Raw genomic sequence first — 22366 nt, 5'->3', positions numbered from 1 at the left:
GGTCGGCGTGTTTCGGAGATTGGAACGACTGGTTCCGATGGGACGGCCGCCGAAGCAACGGTCACCAGGCATGCCCGGATGATCCGCGAAGCGGCAGAGGCATATGTTTTTATGACTTTTTTGCGCTCTACTGCCAAGCCTTCCGGCAGAGAAAAACACGGCCGCCCGGCGAGACAAATGCCCCGGCGCCAGAGCGCCGCGTTTCCGAGGGAGCCCTCAGGCGGCGCGCCACTTCCGCTCGAAGACGAAGGTCGCGAGATCGTTGGCGCTCATCGGCCGGGCGAAGGCATAGCCCTGCAGCCCGTGGCAGCCGAGCTGCTTGAGAATCGCGGCGTGTTCGCGCGTCTCGACGCCCTCGGCGATCACTTCTATGCCGAGCGAGGTGCCGATATCGATGATCGATTCGACCAGCCGGCGCTGCTGGGGTGACGCGAGAATGGGCAGCACCAGCTGCCGGTCGATCTTCAGGCGGCGCGGCGTCAGCTTCAACAGGCTGAGAATGGAAGCGTAGCCGGTGCCGAAATCATCGATCTCGATGTCGATGCCGAGTTCCTTGATGCGTCTGATGTTCGACAGCAGCGTCGTGTCGTTCTCGTCGAAGGAGATCGACTCGAGCAGTTCGAAGGAAAGCCGGCCCTCGGGTATCCGCATCTGCTCCAGCCGCTCGATCAGCCCCTCGTCGCGCAGACGCGAATAGGAAAGATTGACCGACACCTTGGGTATGCGGATGCCGTTTGCCTCCCAGCGGCAGATCTGGAAGAGCGCCTGTTCGAGGATCGTCTGGTCGATGGCTGCGACGACGTTGATGTCCTCGGCTGTCTTCAGGAAGGCATGCGGGCCGATCAGCCCCTTGGTCGGGTGATCCCAGCGGGCCAGCGCTTCGACGCCGATGACCTCCAGCGTCACCGGACAAAATTGCGGTTGGAAATGGGCGACGAATTCGTTCTGCTCGAGACCGCGAAGGATCTCGTCGGCCGTCCGTTTCGTCTGGAACACGGCGGTCTTCAAAGCGCCGGTAAAGGTTTCGTGCCGGTTGCGGCCGCGCCTCTTGGCCTCGTAAAGCGCAATATCGGCATTGACGAGGATCTGGGATAGCTCGTCGGTCGCGGCGGTTTGGGCGGCAATGCCGATGCTGACGCCGATGCGGCACTCCTGGTCCATGTAGCGGACCGGCGTGCTCATCGCCTCGATGATGCTCGAGGCCAGCGCCGCATCTTCCGCGGCGTTGCCGCCGGCACGAATGATGACAAACTCGTCGCCGCCAATCCGCGCGACGAAGTCGTTCTCCCGTGCGCTCGAGCGCAGCAGTCCGGCGGCGTGCCGGAGTATCTCGTCGCCCGCCGCGTGGCCCATCGTGTCGTTGATCTGCTTGAAGCGGTCGAGGTCGATATGGAAGATGCTGACCCTGCCCTCGGCGGCGAGCTGCGGCGTGCGGTCACCAAGGATCTGGTCGAGGAAGCGACGGTTCGGGAGCCCGGTCAGCGGGTCGTGCAGCGCGTTGAATTCCATCCGGTGCCGCGCCGTCTCCAGTTCGGCGCTGTGTGCCTCGGCGAGGCGCTTTGCCTCCGAAAGTCTCGCCCGCGTTTCGACGTCGGCCGTCACGTCCCAGTTGACGCCGACGATCTTGCGGCTGCCGCCGGCACCGATGTGGACCGAGCCGCTGGCGCGGATGTAGCGGATGTCGCCGCCGGGCAGACGAATGCGGAACTCGGAATTATAGGCGCCGCCGCTTGCGACCGTCTCGGCGTATTCCGCCTTCGCGCGGGGAAGATCGTCGGGATGCAACGCCTCTTTCCAGTCGTCGAAGGTTTCGCGGACGGAGGGGCCGACGCCGTAAAGCTCCTTCATGCGGTTGTCCCACAGCAGCTTGCCGCTGTCGATATCGAGTTCCCAGATGCCGATCTTGGACGTGTCGAGCGCAATCTTCAGGCGATGCGAAAGCTCGAGCAGCTGATCCTTGCTTTGCCGCAGGGCGCGGATATTTTGCTGGCGTTCCTTCGTCAGATACCCCGTGACGATCATCGGAACGACGATCATCACGCCGCCGAGCATGATCAGCAGGCGAACCTGCAAGGCATTGTCCGGCGTCGCCGGCCATCCGCCCTTCGGTATCGCCGCCATACGCCAGGAGCCGCCCGGCAGCGTCACGTCCACCTCCACCGGCGCCTTTCCGAAGATCGCCGGATCGCCGAAGAAAATCGCGCCATCGCGCCCCTGACCGTCACGGCCGGCAATGGCGATGTCGATAGCGAGAGCCGATGAGACAAGGCCACTGTCGCGGTAGAGCTGGTCGATGTCGATGACCGCCGACATCAGGCCCCAGAAGCGCTTGCTGCCGCCGGCATTGGCCGTTACCGGAAAGCGGCCGATCAATCCGCGCCCGCCCTGGACGAGATCGACCGGGCCGGCAAGCACCATCTTCCCGCTGGCGACCACATGCATGACGGACTCGCGTTGCTTGTCGTTGTTGCGGTAGTTCAGGCCGATCGCCTTCTCATTGCCCGCCAGCGGGTAGACCATCGAGACGATGAGATTGGGCGCTGCGGCGAGGTTGCGCAGTTGCGAGCGCTCGCTGAAGATGCTCCGTGCAAGTTGGCTGAAGCGCTGCTGGTGCATGTCGGGCTCGGTTGCGATCGTGCCGATCAGCCCGCGGACGAGCTGGATATTGCCGTTGACGCTGCTCTCCAGGCGCGAGCGTATCGGATTGAGCTCGTCCGCCACCTCGGAGCGCAGACGTGCCTCGAAAACGACCCGGTTCTGATTGTCGGCGAGAATTCCGGCAATCAGCACGACGACGGTCGCGATCAGCGCCGGAACGTAATTGAGCGTCAGAATCCGCGAGAGCCGGTATTTCCCAAAATATTGACCGTGTAGTTTTGGCACGAGGCGACCCTGCAAATGCGGACGGCGAGACAGACAGCCCGAATATTCCAAACTCTCCTTAACAATTCTTCATTCGGAACCGCTGAAATAGGCGAAGGCGGGAAACCGGGATTCTAACCTTTCATCCCGATCATCGCCTGCAGTGTCTCCAGCCTGTCGGCCTCCCGCGGCAGCTTGTCCGGTCTCAGCCGGGCGATGCGCGGGAAGCGCATGGCGACGCCCGATTTGTGGCGGGTCGAGCGGTTCAGGCCCTCGAACGCCACTTCCACGACAAAGCCGGCCTCCGGTTCGGCGCGAACCGCGCGCACCGGGCCGAACCGCTCGACCGTGTTGTCGCGCACATACCGGTCGAGCACCTCCAACTCGGCATCTGTGAAGCCGAAATAGGCCTTGCCGACGGGAACCAGCGCCGCGCCGCCTTCCGCCTCCGTCCAGACGCCGAAGGTGAAATCCGAATAGTAGCTCGAGCGCTTGCCGTGGCCGCGCTGGGCGTACATCAGCACCGCGTCGATGTTGAACGGCGCGCGCTTCCATTTGAACCACGGGCCCTTCATCCGCCCGGACAGATAGGGCGAGTCGAGCCGCTTCAGCATGATCCCCTCGATGACCGGATCCGGTGGGTCCGAGCGCAGCCGGTCCAGTTCCTCCCAGGTCGAGAAGGGAACAAGCGGCGACAGGTCGAAGTGCTGTGGCGAAGCGGTTTCGATCAAGGCCGCCAGGGCTTGGCGGCGGACTTGGAAAGGTTCGGGCCGCATGTCGCGTTCGCCCGAAAAGAGGATGTCGTAACCGCGAATAAAGGCGGGATAGTCCTCGAGCAGCTTGCGGTTGACGGTCTTTCTATTCAGGCGCTGTTGCAGGTCGCCGAATGTGGCGGTGGCGCGATTGGTGCGCATCGTTCCGCCGACCAGCAACTCGCCGTCGATCACTCCGGCAATGTCGGCCGCCTCGATGATTTCCGGGAAAGCGCCAGATATCTCGTCGCCGCTGCGGGAATAGAGCCGCCGCACGCCGCCGATATTGGCAAGCTGGACGCGGATCCCGTCCCATTTCCATTCGGCGGCGAAGTCGGCAGGGTCCAATCCATCCAGATCGCCCTCGCCGATCGGGGTCGCGAGCATCACGGAATGGAAGACGGCCGGCGTGCTGAGAAGGGGCATCTCCGCTTCGCCGGAAAGCCACAGAAAGAGCGGCACGTAAGGCGGCGACAGCCCGTGCCACAAGGTCTCGATCTCGCCGATGTCCTTGCCGCCCAAGTCAGCGAGGGCCTGCTTAGCGAGCCGCGCCGAGACGCCGATCCGTAAACCCCCGGTGACGAGTTTCAGAAAGGCGAAACGGCCGGCGGTATCGAGCCGGTCGAGCATGTCGCGGACTAGCGAGCGCACCTCGGAACGCCCCGCCCTCTGAAGCCGTTCGACGACCTCACCGAGCGGAATGTCCTCAGGAACGACGTCCGCCGGCGGTTCCCAGGCCAGCGACACCGTCTCGGCGAGATCGCCGACATAGTCGTAGGAATAGTGGAACAGCACGTCGTCCATGCGCTCGAGCAAGAGGTCGCGGATCAAGGCCGGTTTGACCGTGTTGAGCGAAAGCGTCCCGGCGATCGCCGCCAGTGCATAGCCGCGGCTCGGATCGGGGGCGCTGCGGAAATAGTCGGCGAGCAGCCGTATCTTGGCGTTCCGCTGGGGGGTCAGAACGAGGCGGCCGAGAAGTTCGGCGAAGGCTTTCATCCGTCATTCCCCTTCGTCGTCGTAGCCGACGAGATGCAGCGGGCGCGCCGGAATGCCCTGCAATTCGCACCAGCGCACCAAGGCCTCCTCGCGGCCATGCGTCACCCAAACTTCGGCCGGGGCAATTTCGCGTATGGTACCGGTCAGTTCGGCCCAGTCGCAATGGTCGGAGATGACGAGCGGCAATTCGACGCCACGCTGCTTGGCGCGTTGGCGAATGAGCATCCATCCGGACGCAAAGACCGCGACAGGTTCGGCGAAGCGCCGCGCCCAGCGGTCGGCAAAGGCCGAAGGCGGGCCGATGACGATGCCACCGGCGAAATCCGGCCTTCTGTCGCCGGCAAGGGTGGCTGGCCGGATATCGCCAAGATCGATGCCCTCGGTCTGGTAATATTCGCAGAGTTTGGCAAGCGCGCCGTGGATATGGATGGGCTCGTCGTAGCCTTGCTGACGCAGCAGCGCGATGACGCGCTGCGCCTTGCCGAGCGCGTAAGCGCCGACGACATGGGCACGCTCGGGAAATTGCTTCAGCGAGGCAAGGAGACGGGCGGTCTCCGCCCTGTCGTCCGGATGGTGGAAGACCGGAAGGCCGAAGGTCGCCTCGGTAATAAAGACATCGCAGCGGACCGGTTCGAAAGCGCGGCAGGTCGGGTCGGGCCGCCGCTTGTAGTCACCCGAAACCACGATCCTTCTTCCACCCGCCTCGACCGAAATTTGCGCGGAGCCGAGCACATGGCCGGCCGGATGAAAGCAGACCCGGACGCCGTCGATCGCGATCGTTTCGCCGAGCTGGGCGACGTCGCTTTCACCGCAAAAGCTGTCGCCGTAGCGAATGCGCATGATGTCGAGCGTTTCGCGTGTCGCAAGCACGCGGCCATGTCCGGCGCGGGCATGATCGGAATGGCCATGGGTGATCAGCGCCCTTTCGACCGGCTGAACCGGGTCGATGTAGAAGTTTCCCTTCTCGCAATAGAGCCCCTTCGGAGCGGGATAGAGCAATGATTCCGGCTTCATGCAGACAAAGATAGCTGGCGGGCGACTGTCTGCCAGCTATCCGCGCAAGTTTTTCGTCGGCTGAGAAAGACCGGGGGACTTATCGACCGTTCGCCAGCGTATCGCCGATCAGCTTCAGCACCGCCTCGGCATCAATGCCGATGCAGGCCTTTTGGCTCGGCAGATTGTCCCAGGCATTCGGCGGGAAAAGCCGCCCGTCCGGCTTCTGGATCGTCTGGCCGTCGGCTATGCCGCCGCAGAGCACGCGGATTGGCCCGCTGCGGGTGCGGAACAGTTCCGGGGCGACGACATAGGCGCAGGCACAGCTGTCGTGCACGACCATGCCGTCATCGACATGCTGCTCGTAGAAGACGATGTAGAACTGCGAAATGTCGGCGAGGAGTTTTGCCGCCTTGCCGCCACGTTCGGCGATGTCCGCGAGCACGGCGCGCGTCATCACCGTCTGCGACGTCACGTCGAGGCCGATCACCGTCACCGGCCATGGGGCGGTCATCACCGCGTCGGCTGCCTCCGGGTCTCCATGAATATTGGCCTCGGCGGCCGGGGTGATGTTGCCGGGAACGTCGAAGGCGCCGCCCATGATCACCACGGCTTTCACGAGGCTGGCAATATCCGGGTCTTCGCGCAATGCGCGCGCCAGATTGGTCATGCGGCCGACCGCGACGAGCGTCACTTCCCCTGGATTGGCGCGCACGGTGTCGATGATGAAGCGATGCGCGGGCCGATGATCGAGCGGCAGGTCGATCACATCCGGCACGTCGATATTGCCGAGGCCATCGTGGCCGTGAATGCCGGTCGGCCAGTCGATATGCGGCCGGTCGGGATTGAACATCTCGCCGAGGCCCTTGGCGACCGGCGCGGCAATGCCCCAGGCCTGCTTCAGGAACAGGGCGTTGCGCGTCGTCGTTTCGATGGAGGCGTTGCCGAACACCGAGGTAATGCCGATGAGGTCGATCTCCGGGTGACGGTGCAGGAAGAGAAGCGCCATGGCGTCGTCGACGCCGGGATCCGTATCGAAAATAACCTTGTGCATATCGTCTTCCTTCTCGGGGACATCGGCCCCTTTTGCCTGAACCTGATCCTGCGTGCTGGCGGCAATGGACAAGCTGCGCGCGAAAGTCAATCGATCGCCGGGCTTATTGAAAACGTCGGATGCTGAACGATTCGAGGTCGGTACCAGCCCGGTTGGAGAGGAGGGCGGCGATCTTGGCGCCAGTGATCGCCGAGAGCGTCAGACCGAGATGGCCGTGGCCGAAGGCCATGGCGATGCGGGGGTCGGACGGATGGAGGCTGATGACCGGCACCGAATCCGGTGTCGAAGGGCGCCTGCCCATCCATTCCTTGCCGCCGCTCTCCGGCAGGGCCGGCACATAGCGCCGCATCTTGCGGCGCATGGCAGCGGCGCGCGCGTAGTTCGGGGGCGCCTCCGGCCGCGCCAGTTCCACCGCACCGCCGATGCGCAGGGCGTTGGCAAGCGGCGTTGCCACGAAGCCGTGCTCGGCGAAGAAGATCGGCATTTCCAGCTTCACCGGCGGGTCAGCGAAGGTGGTGTTGTACCCGCGTTCCGTTTCCAGCAGCACCTTCAGCCCAAGCTGGCGGACCAGCGTGCGCGACCACACGCCGGCGGCGATCACCACCTTGTCGAAGACGTGCCGTTCGCCGCTGTCGGCGACTATGGTGATCCCCTCGGTGCTTGGCTGCACGGCCTCGACGCCGGCTTCGACGAGCGTGCCCTGTTGCCGGACATGGTGCTGCAGATCGCGCAGCAGTTTGAGCGGATCGGGAAAGGTCTGATATCCGCTGCTGAAGACGCCGCCGGCGAAGGCGCCCTCGAGCGCCGGGATGCGGCCGCGGGCGGCGCGGGCGTCGAGCCGTTCGACGGCGAAGCCGAAAAGGCGGGCGGTTGCCTGCTCGTGCCGGAAGGCGGCGTCGAGGGCAGCCTCGCTGTCGAAGATCGTCAGCGCCCCGGTCGGTTTCATATGGCCCGAAATGCCGCAGAGTCTCGCCATGGCCTGATGTGCGGCGAGAGCTTCACGCATCAGGCCGAGCAGGGCCTGGCGGGAGCGTTCGACCTGGGCGGGCCGAGCCGCAAGAAGCAAATGGAAGAGCCAGGGCGTGAGGGCCGGCAGGTCTTGCCAGCGCAGCGTCAGCGGACCAAGCGGATCGATCAGCCATTTCGGCGCCGCGAAGAGCATTTCGGGGCGGGCGATCGGATCGATCTCCGGAACCGCGAGGATGCCGGCGTTGCCGATGGAGGCAGGCAGGCCGTCGGGGTCCTTCTCGAATACGCTGACGGCGTGGCCTTCGGCGATCAGATGGACCGCCGAGGCGCAGCCGATGATACCCGCTCCGACTATTCCGATGCGCGCCATGATCTCCCTTATCCCCCAATCGAGAACTGACGCTTCGTTTTTAGTGACGGCGGGCAGGAGAGCAAGTGTCTTGCGCCCGTCCGCTTAAACTTTCCGAAAGGGTGTTTCGCCTATCCTCGATGGCGTTCTGGCTTTTCTCGTATTTGCGTCCAGCGGAGCCGCCTGTGAAGGCTATCTTGAGTAAATTGCGCCCTTCGAAGCGGCTCGTGGTCATCCTTGCCGCGGCCTTTGCGGTCTCGGCCGCATCCGGCGGTGCCGCCGTCTATGTGGGGCGCGACAGGCTCGTCGCGCGGCTTTCGGAGCCTTCCGCTTCCGGTCTCGAATGCACGGCGCTCCGGACGCTGAAGCTCGACCACCGCGGCCAGCGCTGGATCCGCATGCATGTGAAGACCGACAGCGCGGCTGGCCCGGAGCGCGTCCGTACGGCGCTGCGCGTCGTCGGCGCATTCGCCAAGAAGGAAAGGGCCGACCTCTATCAAGTGGTCGTGCTCGATGCCGCCGGGCCTGAGGAGCGCGCCGCGGTGCGGGGTGCCGCGATCGGTGCCGAAGTGCTTTTCGCGCCCGGTCCGCAGAGCGTCAAGGGCATGGGCGAGCCGTTCCGGGCTTCCTACAATGACGGCACGGCCAATCCGGACGGCATGTTCCATGGCAAGCTCGTGAGCCTCGGGCTCGACGAAGTTCACGCCATCATGGCCAAGATGGACGATCACTCGCTTTGCATCGATCCGGCTGCGGCCGAGGCGGAAGACGCGGAGGCTGCGGCCGTGTCGGAATCGAGCGAGCATCCGGCCGAGAGTGCCGAGGCGCATGGCGGGCATTGACCCGCCAACAACATTTCCCCGTCAAACGAAAAGCCCACCGCTTGCGCGATGGGCTCAATGCTGTCCGGGGTCTGCTTATCAGCTCAGTCGCCCTTGTGGCGCCGGGCCGGGAAGAGAATGATGTCGCGGATCGACGGCGAATTGGTGAGCAGCATGATCAGCCGGTCGACGCCGATGCCTAAGCCGCCGGCGGGCGGCATGCCCTGGTCCATGGCGTCGAGGAAGTCGTCGTCGAGCGTCTTTTCCTTTTCGCCGCGGGCGTGGGCCTGTTCCATCTGCTCGACCATGCGGGCGCGCTGCTCGACCGGGTCGTTGAGTTCGGAGAAGGCGTTGCCGATCTCCCAGCCGTTGCAATAGGTCTCGAAGCGCTCGACGAGCCGCGGCTCGCCCGGCACCTCCTTGGCGAAGGGTGAGATGTCCTTCGGAAAATGAATGACATGGGCCGGCTGGATCAGCGTCGCTTCGACCTTCTCCTCGAAGATGAAGGCGAGCACTTCGCCCCAGGTCGCGTCCTTCTCGACCTCGATCCCGGCATTGCGGGCCGCCTGGCGGGCTTCCTCGTCGCTCCGGATGGCAAGGAAATCGATGCCGGTCGCGTCCTTGACGGCCGCCGGCATCGAGACGCGCGGGAAGGGACCCTTGAAGGAGAGCTGCTTGTCGCCGAATTCGAACTCGGTCGTGCCGTGGACGGCGAGGGCGAGCTTTTCGAACATACGCTCGACGAGGCCCATCATGTCCTCGTAATCGGCATAGGCCCAGTAGCACTCCATCATGGTGAATTCTGGATTGTGCCGGGTAGAGACGCCTTCGTTGCGGAAGTTGCGGTTGATCTCGAAGACCTTGTCGGTCAGGCCGGAAACGAGCACGCGCTTCAGGTAAAGCTCGGGCGCGATGCGCAGATACATGTCCAGCTTCAGCGTGTTGTGATGCGTCTTGAAGGGTTCGGCCGTGGCGCCGCCATAGATCGGCTGCAGCATCGGCGTCTCGACTTCCATGAAGCCTTCGTCCTCGAGGAAGCGGCGGATGCCGGAGACGATGCGGCTTCGTTGCTGGAAGCGCAGCTTCGATTCCTCGTTGACCATGATGTCGAGATAGCGCTTGCGGTAGCGCGTCTCGATGTCGGCAAGCCCGTGATACTTCTCCGGCATCGGCAGAAGCGACTTGCAGAGCATGGTGATTTGCTTGGCGTTCACCGTCAACTCGCCACGCTTGGTGCGGCGCACCTCGCCGGTAACGCCGATGATATCGCCGAGATCGATCATCGGCAGCAGCGCGCGCGCTTCCTCCGGGGCCGTGTCCTTGTGCGAGAAGATCTGGATCTTGCCGGAGGCGTCATGGATATCCATGAACATGCCGGAATTGCGCGAGGAGAAGACGCGGCCGGCGACCGTCACCAGGTCGCCGCTTTCCGTGTCCGGCTCGAGCCCGGCATATTTTTCCGCGAGTTCCGCATTGGTCAGCGTGCGGTGGAAATGCGCCGGATAGACATCGCCGATCTGCGTGCGCAAGAGGTCGAGCTTCTGGGCGCGTACTTCCGTGGCGTCGGAGGAAAGGCCGGCGGTTTCTGTCTTCTCGTTCATGGGTATCGTCCTTACTTTCCGCTGCCAACCATGGAGGCGACCACCTGTGCCGCCACCTTGAGCCGCTGGCGCACGACGGCGCGGCCGAGCAGTTCCATCGAGTCGAAGAGCGGCAGCGAACGCTGCGAACCGGAGATGGCGACGAAGAGCGGCGAGACGACGGCCTTGAGCTTCTTGCCCATCCGCTCGGCGCTGGCGCGCAGTTCCGCCTCGATCGATTCCTTGTTCCATTCGAGGATCTTTTCGAGGTCCGGCTGAACGGTGTTCAGGACCTCCAGCATCTCCTCAGGCGTCGCCTTTACGCCGGCAAAGGCGGCCGGCTGCAGGCCGAGATCGGACTTGAAGAGGAAGGCGGCCAGATCCGGCAGCTCGCCGAGCTTCGAGATGCGCGACTGCGAGAGCTTCAGGCCCTCCTTGAGACGTTCGTTTTCGGACGCCCAGGCGAAGACCCGCGCGGCAAACTCGTCTTCCGAGAGCTTCTCGCGGATCCAGCGGGCGTTCAGCCAGTCGAGCTTCTGAATGTCAAAAATCGCGCCGGCCTTCGACAGGTTTTCAGGATCGAACTTTTGCGCCAGTTCCTCGATCGTCAGCAGTTCTTCGCCCTCGGCGATCTGGATGAAGAACAGGCCGAGGAAGTTCATCAGCGCTTCCGGCAGATAGCCGAGCGCCGTGTAATAGGAGATCGAGGTCGGGTTCTTGCGCTTGGACAGCTTCGACTTGTCGGCATTGCGCATTAGCGACAGATGCATGAACTTCGGCGGCTCGAGGCCGAGATACTGATAGATCAGGATGTGCTTCGGCACCGAGGCGAGCCACTCCTCGCCGCGCGCGACATGGGTGATCTTCATCATATGGTCGTCGACGACATTCGCCATATGATAGGTCGGCATGCCGTCGGCCTTGAGCAGCACCTGCATGTCGACCGCATCCCACGGGATATCGACATCGCCATAGACGCCGTCGTGGAACTTGCAGGAGCCCTCGGTCGGGATCTTCATGCGCACGACATGCGGCTCGCCGGCGGCGACGCGGGAGGTGACTTCCTCGGCCGACAGGCTCAGGCACAGGCCGTCATACTTCGGCGGCTTGCCGGCGGCGCGCTGTGCCTCGCGCATCTTCTCCAGCCGCTCGGGCGTGCAGAAGCAGCGGAAGCCGTGGCCGTTCTCGACGATTTTCTCGACATAGGGCTTGTAGATATCCTTGCGGTCGCTCTGGCGATAGGGGCCGTGGGGGCCGCCGATATCCGGACCTTCCGACCATGTGAGCCCGCACCATTTCAGCGCATCGAGCACCTTCTTCTCGAATTCCGGCGTCGAGCGCGTCGCGTCGGTATCCTCGATGCGCAGGATGAATTCGCCGCCGTGCTTCTTCGCAAAGAGATAGTTGAACAGCGCGATATAGGCGGTGCCGACATGCGGTTCGCCGGTGGGGGAGGGTGCGATGCGTACCCGGACTGCAGAATCTGCCATGGTCTTTGCCCGTCTTGACGTGCTCTTGAGCCCTTGGCCGGAGTGCCTACCAGCTGACGGGCGCGTATTTTATGGGAAGGAAGGCCCGCAAGGGTGCCGTTTGAGCGGTATCGGCGGGCAATTCCAGTCGGCAGGGGTGAGACCATAGAAAGCCCTTGATGTCAACGGAAAGAGGAAGTCGCGCTGTCGGTCGCCTCTCTCGTCGAACAAGGATTGGAACGCTAACAGCGTGGCTGCGTTATCCGCTGCGAGGACGCGGACTGTGGCAACCGGACGCGACAGACCAGGAGAACACGGGAATTTTGCCGGTTTCTTCCCGTGGCCAACGGAACGGCAGACGAGCTCTTGACCTGTCCAGTCCGCATCCTCGCCTCCCGCAGCAAGAGGCCCGCACCAATGGTGCGGGCCTCTTTGTCATCTTCGTCATCCTCGCCGATTGCAAAGTCAGTGCAGCTTGCTGGCCTGCTGCTTCTTCAGGCGCGCGTTGCGGGCGATCATATTGAGGATTTCGACCAGGGCCGAGAAGGCCATGGCGGCGTAGACATAACCCTTCGGCACGTGGAAGCCCATGCCTTCGGCAATCAGCGTCGTGCCGATCATCAGCAGGAAGGCGAGCGCCAGCATGACGATCGTCGGGTTCCGTTCGATGAAGTTGGCGAGCGGGTTGGCTGCAACCAGCATCACCGTCACGGCGACGACGACGGCGATGACCATGATCGGCAGGTGCGGGGTCATGCCGACGGCGGTGATGATGCTGTCGACGGAAAAGACGAGATCGAGCAGCAGGATCTGGCCGATCGCCGCCGTGAAGCCGTTGATCGCCGAGCTCGCGATGAAGTCCTCGTCATGGTCGCTCGGATCGACATTGTGGTGGATCTCCTTCGTCGCCTTCCAGACGAGAAAAAGGCCGCCGGCGATCAAGATCATGTCCTTCCAGGAGAAGCCATGGCCAAAGGCCTCGAAGACCGGCTCGGTGAGTTGCACGATCCAGGCGATCGTGCCGAGCAGCCCAAGTCGCATGATAAGCGCGAGGCCGATGCCGATGCGCCGGGCGCTGACCCGGTTCTCGGCAGGCAATTTGTTGGTGAGGATGGAGATGAAGATCAGGTTGTCGATGCCGAGGACCACTTCCATCACAATCAGCGTAATGAGAGCGACCCAAGCCTCCGGGCTTTGAGCGAGCGTGAGGATTTCCTGCATCGGCGAACTGTTCCTTTCTGACGAGCGTGATCGGTTCCACAAAACGGAGCGAAAGGCCGGCGGAAACCGCGCACACTTTGCCTCCGCGGCGCGTCGTCGCGCCAGACTAGCCCGCAGTATTTAAGGAGTAACGCCGAAGTAGCAAGCGCTGCCGCGGCTTTGCGGCAGCGTTTTACCGTTTACTGTTTTATCGGAACCCACATCTCGACGACGCCCATGCCGGAATCCGGGTCGAACCGCTCGTCGTAGCGTTCCATGAGATCGGGCATTTCGCCGTGCTCGAGCCCAGACTGCGGAAACCAGGTTGCGAAGATGTGATGGGCCGTGGCCGAGATCGCCGAGATGTGGCCGCGATGCAGGAACACGGCATAGCGCTGCTTCGGCAGCTTCAGGGTCGAAAACCCGTTCGGCAGTCCGTCCGCATCCGCGACTTCGACGGCCGCCATGTAGCGGAAGCCTCCGGCCTCGGCATCCGAATGGGTGCAGATGCCATAGGCGACGTTGCCCCGCTGGCCCGGAATATGACCGAAGTGGCCATTGAAGCGCTGCCAGAGCGAGGGAATGCCTTCGGTGCGATCGTAGGCATAGGTTTCTTCAAGGCCGGCGAGGAGCAGGGCAGGGCCCTCCTCGAAGCGCGGCGGTTCGATCTTCTTATTGCGCGTATCGTCCATCCTGATGGGCTCCACAAGTTCGATATTGCAGACATGCCTCTGCTTGCGGACAGACTCGGGCGTGACCCCGAATTGCTCGCGGAAGGCACGGGTGAATGCCTCGTGCGAGCCGTAGCCCGCATCGAGGGCGGCCTCGAGAATGGTGGAGTTGCCCTCGGCAAGGCGAAGCGCCGCCGAACTCAGGCGGCGTCCGCGGATATAGGCACTGATCGAATGGCCGGTCGCAAGGCCGAAGACGCGTGATAGATGATAGCGCGACAGGCCGGCGGCGTCGGCAATCCGCTCCAGTGAGATATCCTTGGCGAAATGGCTTTCGATGAACCAGATCGCCCGTCCGATGGCACTCATGTTCACTCCCGTGGCAAGCGACCTAGCTCTTATGGATTTATAGGAGGACGCGTTTGATCGCGGTTGCTGGATTTTAATCGGCACGGCCTGCCGACGGCGAATTCACCTTCTGGATTTCCCGATTGCGCAGGCTGGACGAACGGGGTCCGCGTCCTACATCCGCCGTCATGGCAACGACCGGTCCTCTCTTTCGTGGCATCAACGTGGTCTCGATTTCGGTGACCGACCTTGATCGTGCCCGCGCGTTCTATGGGGAGGTGCTCGGATTCGGGCCGCCGCTCTACGACCTGCCCGAAGCGGGCTGGATCGAATTCTCCACCGGCGGCGTGGCCGGCAACGTTTCGGTGACGTTGGCGGAGAGCGGCTGGACGCCCTCGACGGGGACGACGCTCGTCTTGAACGTCGAGGACTGCCATGCGGCAGTCGAGGAACTGCGCCGCCGCGGTGCGAGGATGCGCAGGTCGTTCCCGGCTTCGTCACCTTTGCGAGCTTCTACGATCCCTTCGGCAATCGCCTGCAGATGTGCAGCCCGGCTTAGGATTTCTGATCAGCGTGCTGCCCATAGGCGGCCATGAAAACACGGATGGCCGAGGCGACGTTCTTTTCGATCTGTTCGGGCGGAACCGCTTCACACATCCCGAAGAGACGGCCCTTGAACAGGCCGGCCATACAGAGTTCGATGAACTGCTTGGCGGCCAGTTCCGTATCGTCGATCGACAGCCTGCCTGCCGCTTTCTGCTGCTCGAGATAGGCCTTCAGCACCGTGTAGCCGTTTTCGGGCGTTGCGGTGAAGAAACGCTGCGCCAGCCGCGGCATGCGGTCGATCACGCCGAGCACGGTCCGCATGGCCCGGATCGTGTAGTCCGATGTCATGCTGGTAACGAGCGTCACGGCGAAATCGTGTAGCGCTTCCTCGATAGGCTCGATGTCGTTCAGCGACTGCTTGATGCTGTTGACGATGCGGCTGCGCTCGCGCGCGATCAAGGCTTCGAACAGATCTTCCTTGTTCTCGAAGTAGACATAGAGCGTGCCCTTGGAGACGCCGGCCTCGCGGGTGATGTCGTTCATGCTGGCCGCGTCGAAATTGCTGCGCATGAAGACACGCTTGGCGCCTTCAAGAATCTGCTCGCGTTTGACCGGATCCTCGCCGGCGACGCGGCGTCCGCCGCTCGAAGGCCGCTGTTCCGGCTGCAGGGACCTTTCCTGCCGTGCACTTTTCGCTGACGTCATGATTACCCGGACGTTTCCACTCCTGTAGATCACGGTGGATTTAAGAACTCGCTCCAACCCATTAGCGTGACCGTTTCAATAAAAAGCAACGGGTGCGGAATTGGATCCGCATTTTTTTTCAGCCCGCGGCAAGCGTTTCGAACCGCTCGGTTCGATTTCCTCTTGATATGCGCTGCGGAAGGAATTATGTCAAGGATAATCGAACCGAACGGTTCAGTTCAATTTAGCTAATTTAGCCGAAAACAGGTGTCTCATGTCCCCTTCCAGCACCTCCAGTGCCGCGCGAGCCCGTCCCGTAGGTGATGATTTCGAAGCCGTTGATGTTCCAAGCACGGAAGCCAAGGCACCCACAGCGGAGGCGCCGGCGGCGACGGAACCTTCCGCCGCTGAGGCTGCTGCTCCGGCGAAGAGACGCCGCAAGCCGATCCTTCCAGCCATCGGTCTGGCGCTGCTCGCAGCCGGCGCCTGGTACGGCTACGACTGGTGGACCAACGGCCGCTTCATGGTTTCGACCGACGATGCCTACATCGAGGGCGACATTGCGACGATCTCTCCGAAGGTCTCCGGCTATGTTGCCAAGGTCGACGTCGTCGCCAACCAGCACGTGAAGGCCGGCGACCCGCTCGTCACGCTCGAGGACGGCGATTACCGGATTGCGGCGGAACAGGCCGAGGCGCAGATCGCCACGCAGAAGCTGGCGCTCAGCCGATTCGACGCCCAGATCGCCGGCGCAGCGGCGAGCCTGAACCAGGCAGAGGCGCAGAAAAGGGCCTTCGAGGCGACCGTCCGCGGCGCCGAGCTGACCCAGAAGCGCGCCAGCGACCTGCAGTCCAAGGCGTTCGGAACGGACGCTTCGCGCGACAGTGCCCAGGTCGCGCTCGACCAGGCGAAGGCAAATCTCGTCGGCGCCGAAGCCAATATCGCCGCGGCCAAGGCGAATATCACCGTGCTCGCGGCGCAGCGAGCGGAATCGGAAAGCACGATCCGTTCACTGGAACTGGCGCGCGACAAGGCGAACCGCGATCTCGGCTTCACTGTGCTCAAGGCGCCCTATGACGGCGTCATAGGCAACGTCGCCGTCCAGGTAGGCGATCTCGTTTCGGCCGGGCAGCGGCTTGCCGCCCTGGTGCCGGTGGACCAGCTCTACATCGACGCCAACTTCAAGGAAACGCAGATCGCCCATCTGGTCCCCGGCTCAAAGGTCAAGGTCCATGTGGACGCTTACGAGGAGCACTCGATCGAAGGCACCGTCGCTTCGATCTCGCCGGCCTCCGGCTCGGTCTTCTCGCTGCTGCCGGCGGAAAACGCCACCGGCAACTTCACCAAGATCATCCAGCGCGTGCCGGTGCGGATCACGCTCCCGGCAGATGCGCTCGCCAAGGGTAACCTCCGGGCGGGCTTAAGCGTCGTGGTCGATGTCGATACCCGGACGGCGCCCGAGACCACGAAGGTCGCCGAAGCGAAGTAATCGCGCGAAGGAGTAGCGGACATGGCTGCGACCATAACAGCAGGCCCGGCGGCGACAGGCGGCGCCGGGACAGAGGAGCGCATGGATCCGCGACGGCTCATCGCCTTTTTCGCGATGGTCGTCGGCATGTTCATGGCGATCCTCGACATCCAGATCGTCTCGGCCTCGCTTGCCGAAATCCAGGCCGGCCTGTCCGCCGGATCGGACGAGATCGGCTGGGTGCAGACCTCCTACCTGATCGCCGAAGTCATCATGATCCCGCTGTCGGGGACACTTGCCCGCATCGTTTCGACGCGCGTACTCTTTTCCGTCGCCGCGGCCGGCTTCACCGCCTCGAGTGCGCTGGCCGCAACCGCCACCAATATCGACCAGATGATCGTCTACCGGGCGATCCAGGGCTTCATCGGCGGCGGCATGATCCCGTCGGTGTTCGCCGCCGCCTTCACGATCTTCCCGCCGTCGAAGCGCAACATCGTGTCGCCGATCATCGGCCTCATCGCCACGCTGGCCCCGACCATCGGCCCAACGGTTGGCGGCTATCTGAGCCACGCCTTCTCCTGGCACTGGCTGTTCCTCGTCAACGTCATTCCCGGCATCATCGTCGCAACCCTGACCTGGATTTTCATCGATTTCGACGAGCCGGAGCTTGGACTAATCAAGAAGTTCGACTGGTGGGGGCTGTTCTCGATGGCGGTCTTCCTCGGTTCGCTCGAATATGTGCTCGAGGAGGGCAATGCCAACGACTGGTTCAACGACGACCATATCGTCATGGGGGCGGTCGCCACGGCTGTCGCCGCCGCCATATTCTTCTACCGGGCCTTCAAGGTCGAGTTTCCGGTGGTCGATCTCCGCGCCTTCGCCAATCGAAATTTCTCCTTCGGCTCGCTGTTCTCCTTCGTGATGGGCATCGGCCTCTATGGCCTCACCTATCTCTATCCGCTCTATCTCGGGCGCATCCGCGGCTATGATTCACTGATGATCGGCGAGACCATGTTCGTCTCGGGGCTCGCCATGTTCCTGACGGCGCCGGTCGCGGGCTTCCTGGCCGGCCGGCTCGACCCACGGGTGATGATGACGATCGGGTTCACGGGCTTTGCCGCGGGCACCTGGACCATGAGCCAACTGACGGCGGATTGGGATTTCTGGGAACTGCTCGTCCCGCAGATCCTGCGCGGCTGCTCGCTGATGCTCTGCATGGTACCGATCAACAACATTGCGCTCGGCACGCTGCCGCCGGCACGCATCCGCAACGCGTCCGGCCTGTTCAACCTGACGCGCAACCTCGGCGGCGCCGTGGGCCTGGCGATCATCAACACGATCCTGACGCAGCGCCAGGATCTTCACTATGCCCGCCTCGCCGAGCATATCCAGTGGGGCAATCCGGAGGCGGTCGATCGTTTGAACAACATGGCGTCGAACTTCGACGCCTACGGCCTCGACGGCGCGACGGCGGCCGTCAAGCAGCTGGCCCAGATGGTTCAGCAGCAGGCGGTGATCATGTCCTTCATCGACGTCTTCCTGATCCTCACCGTGCTGTTCCTGGCGATGGTGCTCGGCGTTCTGATGATCAAGAAGCCGGAGGGTGCCGGCTCGGGAGGCGGCGGGCACTAAGGCTTCCCTCATCCCGCTGCCGCGACCTTCTCCCCGCGGGCGGCCGCAGGCGGGGAGAAGGGGCCTCGTGGCGACCGCATTCAGCACAAACGGCATGCTTTACGCCCCGAAAACCTTGCGGCACTATCCTCGCGACCCTTCAGTGGTCGCGTTGGCTAAAGGGCAGGGCAGGCGATGATCGGCAATCCGTTCCTCAACCCTTCCAGGCGGAGACTTCTGGCTGGTACTGCCGGCCTCGGCCTTTCGCTGATCGCAGGCGGCGGGCGTGCCGCAGCGCGGCCCCCGATCGATGCCACATTCGTCTTTTCGAATGACATCCATGCCTGCCTCGTCTCGACGGAAGGCCTTGCGCCGAATTGCGAGCAGGAGGGCAAGACCGACGCCAATCTGCTGCGCCACATTGCGGCGCTCAACGGACTTCCGGGACAGCACTGGCCCCAAACGATCGACGGCAAGCCAAGCGGTCTTGCCAGCGCCGGCGCGAAGATTGCCCGGCCGTTCGGCCTCGTACTCGGCGGCGATATCACCGACGACGGCGGCGGCCAGGTTCGCGAGCCGCGCGAAGGGCGGCAGCTGCAGCAGTTCCAGAGCCGATACGAGCATGGCGTCGGGCCGCATAATATCCACTATCCCGTCTATGTCGGCCTCGGAAACCATGATCTCGACCAGGACGGCGCGCCTCCGAACGCCGACTGGTATCGCCGGGAATTGCGCGACTACGTGGAGCTCACCCATCGCCAGTCGGTGTTCTACCGGCCGCCGGTGCCGGTCGCCAACTACGATCCGCTTTCGGACAATTATTCCTGGGACTGGGGCGGCCTTCATCTCGTGCAATTGCAACGCTTCGGCGGCGACGAGCGCAAGGGGGCCGTGAGCGGCCTGCCGTGGCTGACGCGCGATCTTGCTGCCTACGCCGCGGACGGCCGACCCGTCGTGCTGTTTCAGCACTATGGATGGGATGCGTTCTCGACCGAGGTCTGGGACGCTGAGGCAAAAACCTTCGACGACCAGGGCGATGGCGAGCCGCATTGGTGGAGGCCGGCTGAGCGCGATGCCTTGATCGCGGTGCTGAAGGGCTACAATGTCGTCGGGCTCTTCCATGGCCACGAGCATGACCGGGTGATGGCCTATCGCGCCGGCGAACTCGACATTTTCAAGCCGAAAGCGGCCTATCTCGGCGGCTTCGCACTGGTGCGGGTGACCGAGAAATTCCTGGATGTCGTCTTCGGTGAGGCGCGCGGCGAGATGGGCCATGTCGCATTCACGCACGCCTTCAGCAAGCGTTTCGTCTGAGACGTTGGCGCGGAAGTTTTGCAGGCTTTCCGCTTGTCTCGAAATTTTTGATTTACGTACATCAAAACTTCCTCTAAGGGGTCTGCAGGAGGAAGAGATGCGACCGACCGTTCACGATATTGCCGCGGAAGCGGGCGTCAGCCTCGCGACCGTCGACCGGGTGCTGAACAACCGCCCGGGCGTTCGGTCGGTGACGCGCGACAAGGTGGAGCGGGCGATCGCGACGCTTGGCTATGTGCGTGACGTGGCTGCGGCCAATCTTGCCAAGGGCCGCAGCTATCCTCTGATTTTCATCCTTCCCGGCGGCGAAAACGCCTTCATGCGCGGCCTCGAGGCGGAGGTGAGGGCGGCGATGGCGCGCTCACCGGCCGAGCGGACGGAGATCGCACTTCTTTGCGTCCCCGCCTTCGACGCGCGTGCCTTGGCCGATGCCCTGGCCGAGGCACATCGACGGCGGCCCGCCGGCGTGGCCGTCGTCGCGGTCGACGCCCCGGAGGTGACGCAAGCGGTGAAGCGCCTGCGCGATGACGGCATTGTCGTCGTCACCCTGGTTTCGGACCTGCCCGGATCGGCGCGCGATCATTTCGCCGGCGTCGACAATATCGCGGCCGGGCGCACTGCCGGGAACCTGATGGGCCGCTTCCTCCGCGGTCGCAAGGGGCCGGTCGCGGTTGTGGCCGGCTCGATGCTGGTACGCGACCATAGGGAGCGGCTGGAAGGTTTCCAGGCGGTCATCCGCGACTGCTTTCGCGCCCGGCAGATTCTGCCGGTGGTCGAGGGACAGGATGATGCGGCCCTGGTCGAGAAACTTGTCGCCGCACTCCTCGAGCGCCACCCGGACCTTGCCGGCATCTACAGTCTCGGCGCCGGCAATCGCGGTCTGGTTGCGGCGCTCCAACAAGCGGGAAGGGCCGAGGCGGTGTGCGCGATCGCCCATGAACTGACGCCCCATAGCCGGGCCGCTCTTCTGTCCGGGACGATCGATGTGCTCCTCAACCAGGATGCGGGTCACGAGATCCGCAGTGCGATCCGGGTGCTGAAGGCCAAGGCAGACGGTTTGCCGGTGATCGAGGCGCAGGAGCGCATCCGCATCGACATTTTCCTGAAAGACAACCTGCCGAACGGGCAGGCATAGGAGGACACCCATGTACCTCGGACTGGATCTCGGCACGTCCGGCGTCAAGGCCATGCTGATCGACGGCGGACAGCGGATCGTCGGCTCCGCCTCGGCTGCGCTCGACGTCTCGCGGCCGCATCCCGGCTGGTCGGAACAGAACCCGGCCGACTGGTCTCGCGCCGCCGAAGGAGCGATCAACGGTCTCAAGCAGGCGCATCCGCAGGCGCTTGCTGCGGTGCGCGGTATCGGTCTTTCCGGCCAGATGCACGGCGCGACGCTGCTGGACGAGAACGACGCGGTGCTGCGTCCCTGCATTCTCTGGAACGATACGCGCAGCTACCGCCAGGCCGCCGAACTCGATGGCGACCCGCAGTTCCGGGCGCTGACCGGCAATATCGTCTTTCCCGGCTTCACCGCGCCAAAACTCGCCTGGGTGCGCGAGAACGAGCCGGAGATTTTCGCTAGGGTGCGCTGGGTGCTCCTGCCCAAGGACTATCTCCGCCTGTGGCTGACGGGCGAGTATATGTCGGAAATGTCAGATTCCGCTGGCACCGCCTGGCTCGACACCGGCAAGCGCGAATGGTCCGAGTGCCTGCTTGCCGCGACAAATCTCGAAGAACGGCAGATGCCGGCGCTTGTCGAGGGCACGGAAAGTGCCGGCATGCTCAGGCCGGAGCTCGCCAATCGCTGGGGGATGAGCCCGGGCGTCGTCATTGCCGGCGGCGCCGGTGACAATGCGGCCTCTGCCTGCGGCATGGGCACAGTGGGGGAGGGGCAGGCCTTCGTCTCGCTCGGCACTTCGGGCGTGCTGTTCGCCGCCAACGCTAGCTATCTTCCCAATCCGGAAAGCGCCGTTCACGCCTTCTGCCACGCCCTGCCGAACACCTGGCACCAGATGGGGGTGATCCTCTCGGCGACCGATGCGCTCAATTGGCATTCGGGCATTACCGGCAAAAGCGCTGCGGAGCTGACGGGCGAGCTCGGCGACACGCTAAAGGCGCCAGGTTCCGTTTCGTTCCTTCCCTATCTCTCCGGCGAACGCACGCCGCATAATGACGCGGCGATCCGCGGCGCCTTCGCCGGTCTCGGCCACGAAAGTTCGCGCGCCGCGTTGACGCAGGCGGTGCTCGAAGGCGTCTCCTTCGCGATCCGCGACAGCCTGGAAGCACTGCGCGCCGCCGGTACGACGCTTGATCGCGTCACCGCGATCGGCGGCGGCTCGCGGTCGCGCTACTGGCTGAGGTCGATCGCAACCGCGCTCGACCTGCCAGTCGACCTGCCGGCGGACGGCGATTTCGGCGCCGCCTTCGGTGCGGCCCGGCTCGGGCTGATCGCCGCCACCGGCGCGGACCCAGTAGCGACTTGCTCTGCGCCGGCGACGGCGGAGACAATTGCGCCGGATGCTTCGCTGGTGGGCGCCTACGAGGACGCCTATCAGCGCTACCGCCGGCTTTACCCCGCCATCAAGGAAGCGACGATTTAGCCAAGTCCCAGTCAGGCCGGTACCGCCGGTCGCACCATAACTGAAATGAAAACGATTACTTTCCACGAAATCGCCGTGT

The 22366-nt window shown here is 63.7% G+C and carries 17 protein-coding genes; 7 read left to right on the top strand and 10 right to left on the bottom strand.

Translation table 11 applies throughout. From position 1 onward, the window contains the following. Window positions 1-216 precede the first annotated feature (216 nt). The 5 genes from ATC00_RS28235 to ATC00_RS28215 all read right to left on the bottom strand — a co-directional run bounded on the left by ATC00_RS28235 (window position 217) and on the right by ATC00_RS28215 (window position 7996). Window positions 217-2883 carry a bifunctional diguanylate cyclase/phosphodiesterase gene (locus ATC00_RS28235; protein WP_064255267.1) on the bottom strand — a complete coding sequence of 889 codons (2667 nt, stop codon included), beginning with the start codon at window positions 2881-2883 and terminating at the stop codon, window positions 217-219. Window positions 2884-2996: 113 nt separating this feature from the next. Further along, on the bottom strand, window positions 2997-4610 hold the full coding sequence (locus tag ATC00_RS28230) for a cisplatin damage response ATP-dependent DNA ligase (protein WP_037389488.1): 1614 nt from the start codon (window positions 4608-4610) through the stop codon (window positions 2997-2999). A 3-nt stretch (window positions 4611-4613) separates the two neighbouring features. Then, on the bottom strand, window positions 4614-5624 hold the full coding sequence (locus ATC00_RS28225; protein WP_037389487.1) for a ligase-associated DNA damage response exonuclease: 1011 nt from the start codon (window positions 5622-5624) through the stop codon (window positions 4614-4616). 79 nt (window positions 5625-5703) lie between these two features. Beyond that, entirely contained in the window at window positions 5704-6657 is a 954-nt protein-coding gene (locus ATC00_RS28220) for a nucleoside hydrolase (protein ID WP_064255265.1), read from the bottom strand. A 103-nt stretch (window positions 6658-6760) separates the two neighbouring features. Then, complete coding sequence (locus ATC00_RS28215) at window positions 6761-7996, bottom strand: NAD(P)/FAD-dependent oxidoreductase (RefSeq protein ID WP_037389485.1); 1236 nt, start codon at window positions 7994-7996, stop codon at window positions 6761-6763. Between the two features lie 164 nt (window positions 7997-8160). Here ATC00_RS28215 and ATC00_RS28210 point away from each other — a divergent pair, with 164 nt between their 5' ends. Continuing rightward, complete coding sequence (locus ATC00_RS28210) at window positions 8161-8817, top strand: hypothetical protein (protein ID WP_064255266.1); 657 nt, start codon at window positions 8161-8163, stop codon at window positions 8815-8817. A gap of 83 nt (window positions 8818-8900) precedes the next feature. Here ATC00_RS28210 and lysS read toward each other — a convergent pair whose 3' ends face one another. The 4 genes from lysS to ATC00_RS28190 all read right to left on the bottom strand — a co-directional run bounded on the left by lysS (window position 8901) and on the right by ATC00_RS28190 (window position 14085). Continuing rightward, window positions 8901-10397, bottom strand: a complete 1497-nt coding sequence (gene lysS / locus ATC00_RS28205) for a lysine--tRNA ligase (RefSeq protein ID WP_064255249.1) — start codon at window positions 10395-10397, stop codon at window positions 8901-8903. 11 nt (window positions 10398-10408) lie between these two features. After that, the gene (gltX, locus tag ATC00_RS28200; RefSeq protein WP_037389480.1) at window positions 10409-11866 is read right to left on the bottom strand and encodes a glutamate--tRNA ligase; all 1458 of its coding nucleotides are present in this window, start codon (window positions 11864-11866) and stop codon (window positions 10409-10411) included. Between the two features lie 444 nt (window positions 11867-12310). Beyond that, window positions 12311-13066, bottom strand: coding sequence for a TerC family protein (locus ATC00_RS28195; protein WP_037389478.1), 756 nt, complete (start codon window positions 13064-13066; stop codon window positions 12311-12313). Between the two features lie 179 nt (window positions 13067-13245). Then, complete coding sequence (locus tag ATC00_RS28190; RefSeq protein ID WP_064255248.1) at window positions 13246-14085, bottom strand: AraC family transcriptional regulator; 840 nt, start codon at window positions 14083-14085, stop codon at window positions 13246-13248. Between the two features lie 122 nt (window positions 14086-14207). Between ATC00_RS28190 and ATC00_RS31755 the strand changes: the two genes are divergently transcribed. Beyond that, window positions 14208-14660: a VOC family protein gene (locus ATC00_RS31755; protein WP_234782436.1), complete on the top strand. Its 453-nt coding sequence runs from the start codon at window positions 14208-14210 to the stop codon at window positions 14658-14660. On the opposite strand, the gene ATC00_RS28185 is transcribed toward ATC00_RS31755, so the two are convergent. Then, window positions 14620-15315 (bottom strand): TetR/AcrR family transcriptional regulator, encoded by a 696-nt coding sequence (locus ATC00_RS28185; RefSeq protein WP_037389475.1) that lies wholly within the window; start codon window positions 15313-15315, stop codon window positions 14620-14622. The genes ATC00_RS31755 and ATC00_RS28185 overlap by 41 nt on opposite strands. 253 nt (window positions 15316-15568) lie before the next feature. Between ATC00_RS28185 and ATC00_RS28180 the strand changes: the two genes are divergently transcribed. The 5 genes from ATC00_RS28180 to xylB all read left to right on the top strand — a co-directional run bounded on the left by ATC00_RS28180 (window position 15569) and on the right by xylB (window position 22287). Beyond that, window positions 15569-16783 carry an HlyD family secretion protein gene (locus ATC00_RS28180; protein ID WP_037389472.1) on the top strand — a complete coding sequence of 405 codons (1215 nt, stop codon included), beginning with the start codon at window positions 15569-15571 and terminating at the stop codon, window positions 16781-16783. A gap of 21 nt (window positions 16784-16804) precedes the next feature. Beyond that, on the top strand, window positions 16805-18394 hold the full coding sequence (locus ATC00_RS28175) for a DHA2 family efflux MFS transporter permease subunit (protein ID WP_037389469.1): 1590 nt from the start codon (window positions 16805-16807) through the stop codon (window positions 18392-18394). A gap of 174 nt (window positions 18395-18568) precedes the next feature. Next, entirely contained in the window at window positions 18569-19687 is a 1119-nt protein-coding gene (locus ATC00_RS28170) for a metallophosphoesterase (protein WP_064255247.1), read from the top strand. Window positions 19688-19784: 97 nt separating this feature from the next. After that, complete coding sequence (locus tag ATC00_RS28165; protein WP_064255246.1) at window positions 19785-20822, top strand: LacI family DNA-binding transcriptional regulator; 1038 nt, start codon at window positions 19785-19787, stop codon at window positions 20820-20822. 10 nt (window positions 20823-20832) lie between these two features. Next, a complete protein-coding gene (gene xylB, locus ATC00_RS28160) occupies window positions 20833-22287 on the top strand; it encodes a xylulokinase (protein ID WP_064255245.1) in 1455 nt (484 codons plus the stop codon). Window positions 22288-22366: the final 79 nt, after the last annotated feature.

Source organism: Sinorhizobium americanum (assembly GCF_001651855.1).
Lineage (GTDB): Bacteria > Pseudomonadota > Alphaproteobacteria > Rhizobiales > Rhizobiaceae > Sinorhizobium > Sinorhizobium americanum.
This window is presented reverse-complemented; position numbering and strand designations above follow the sequence as displayed.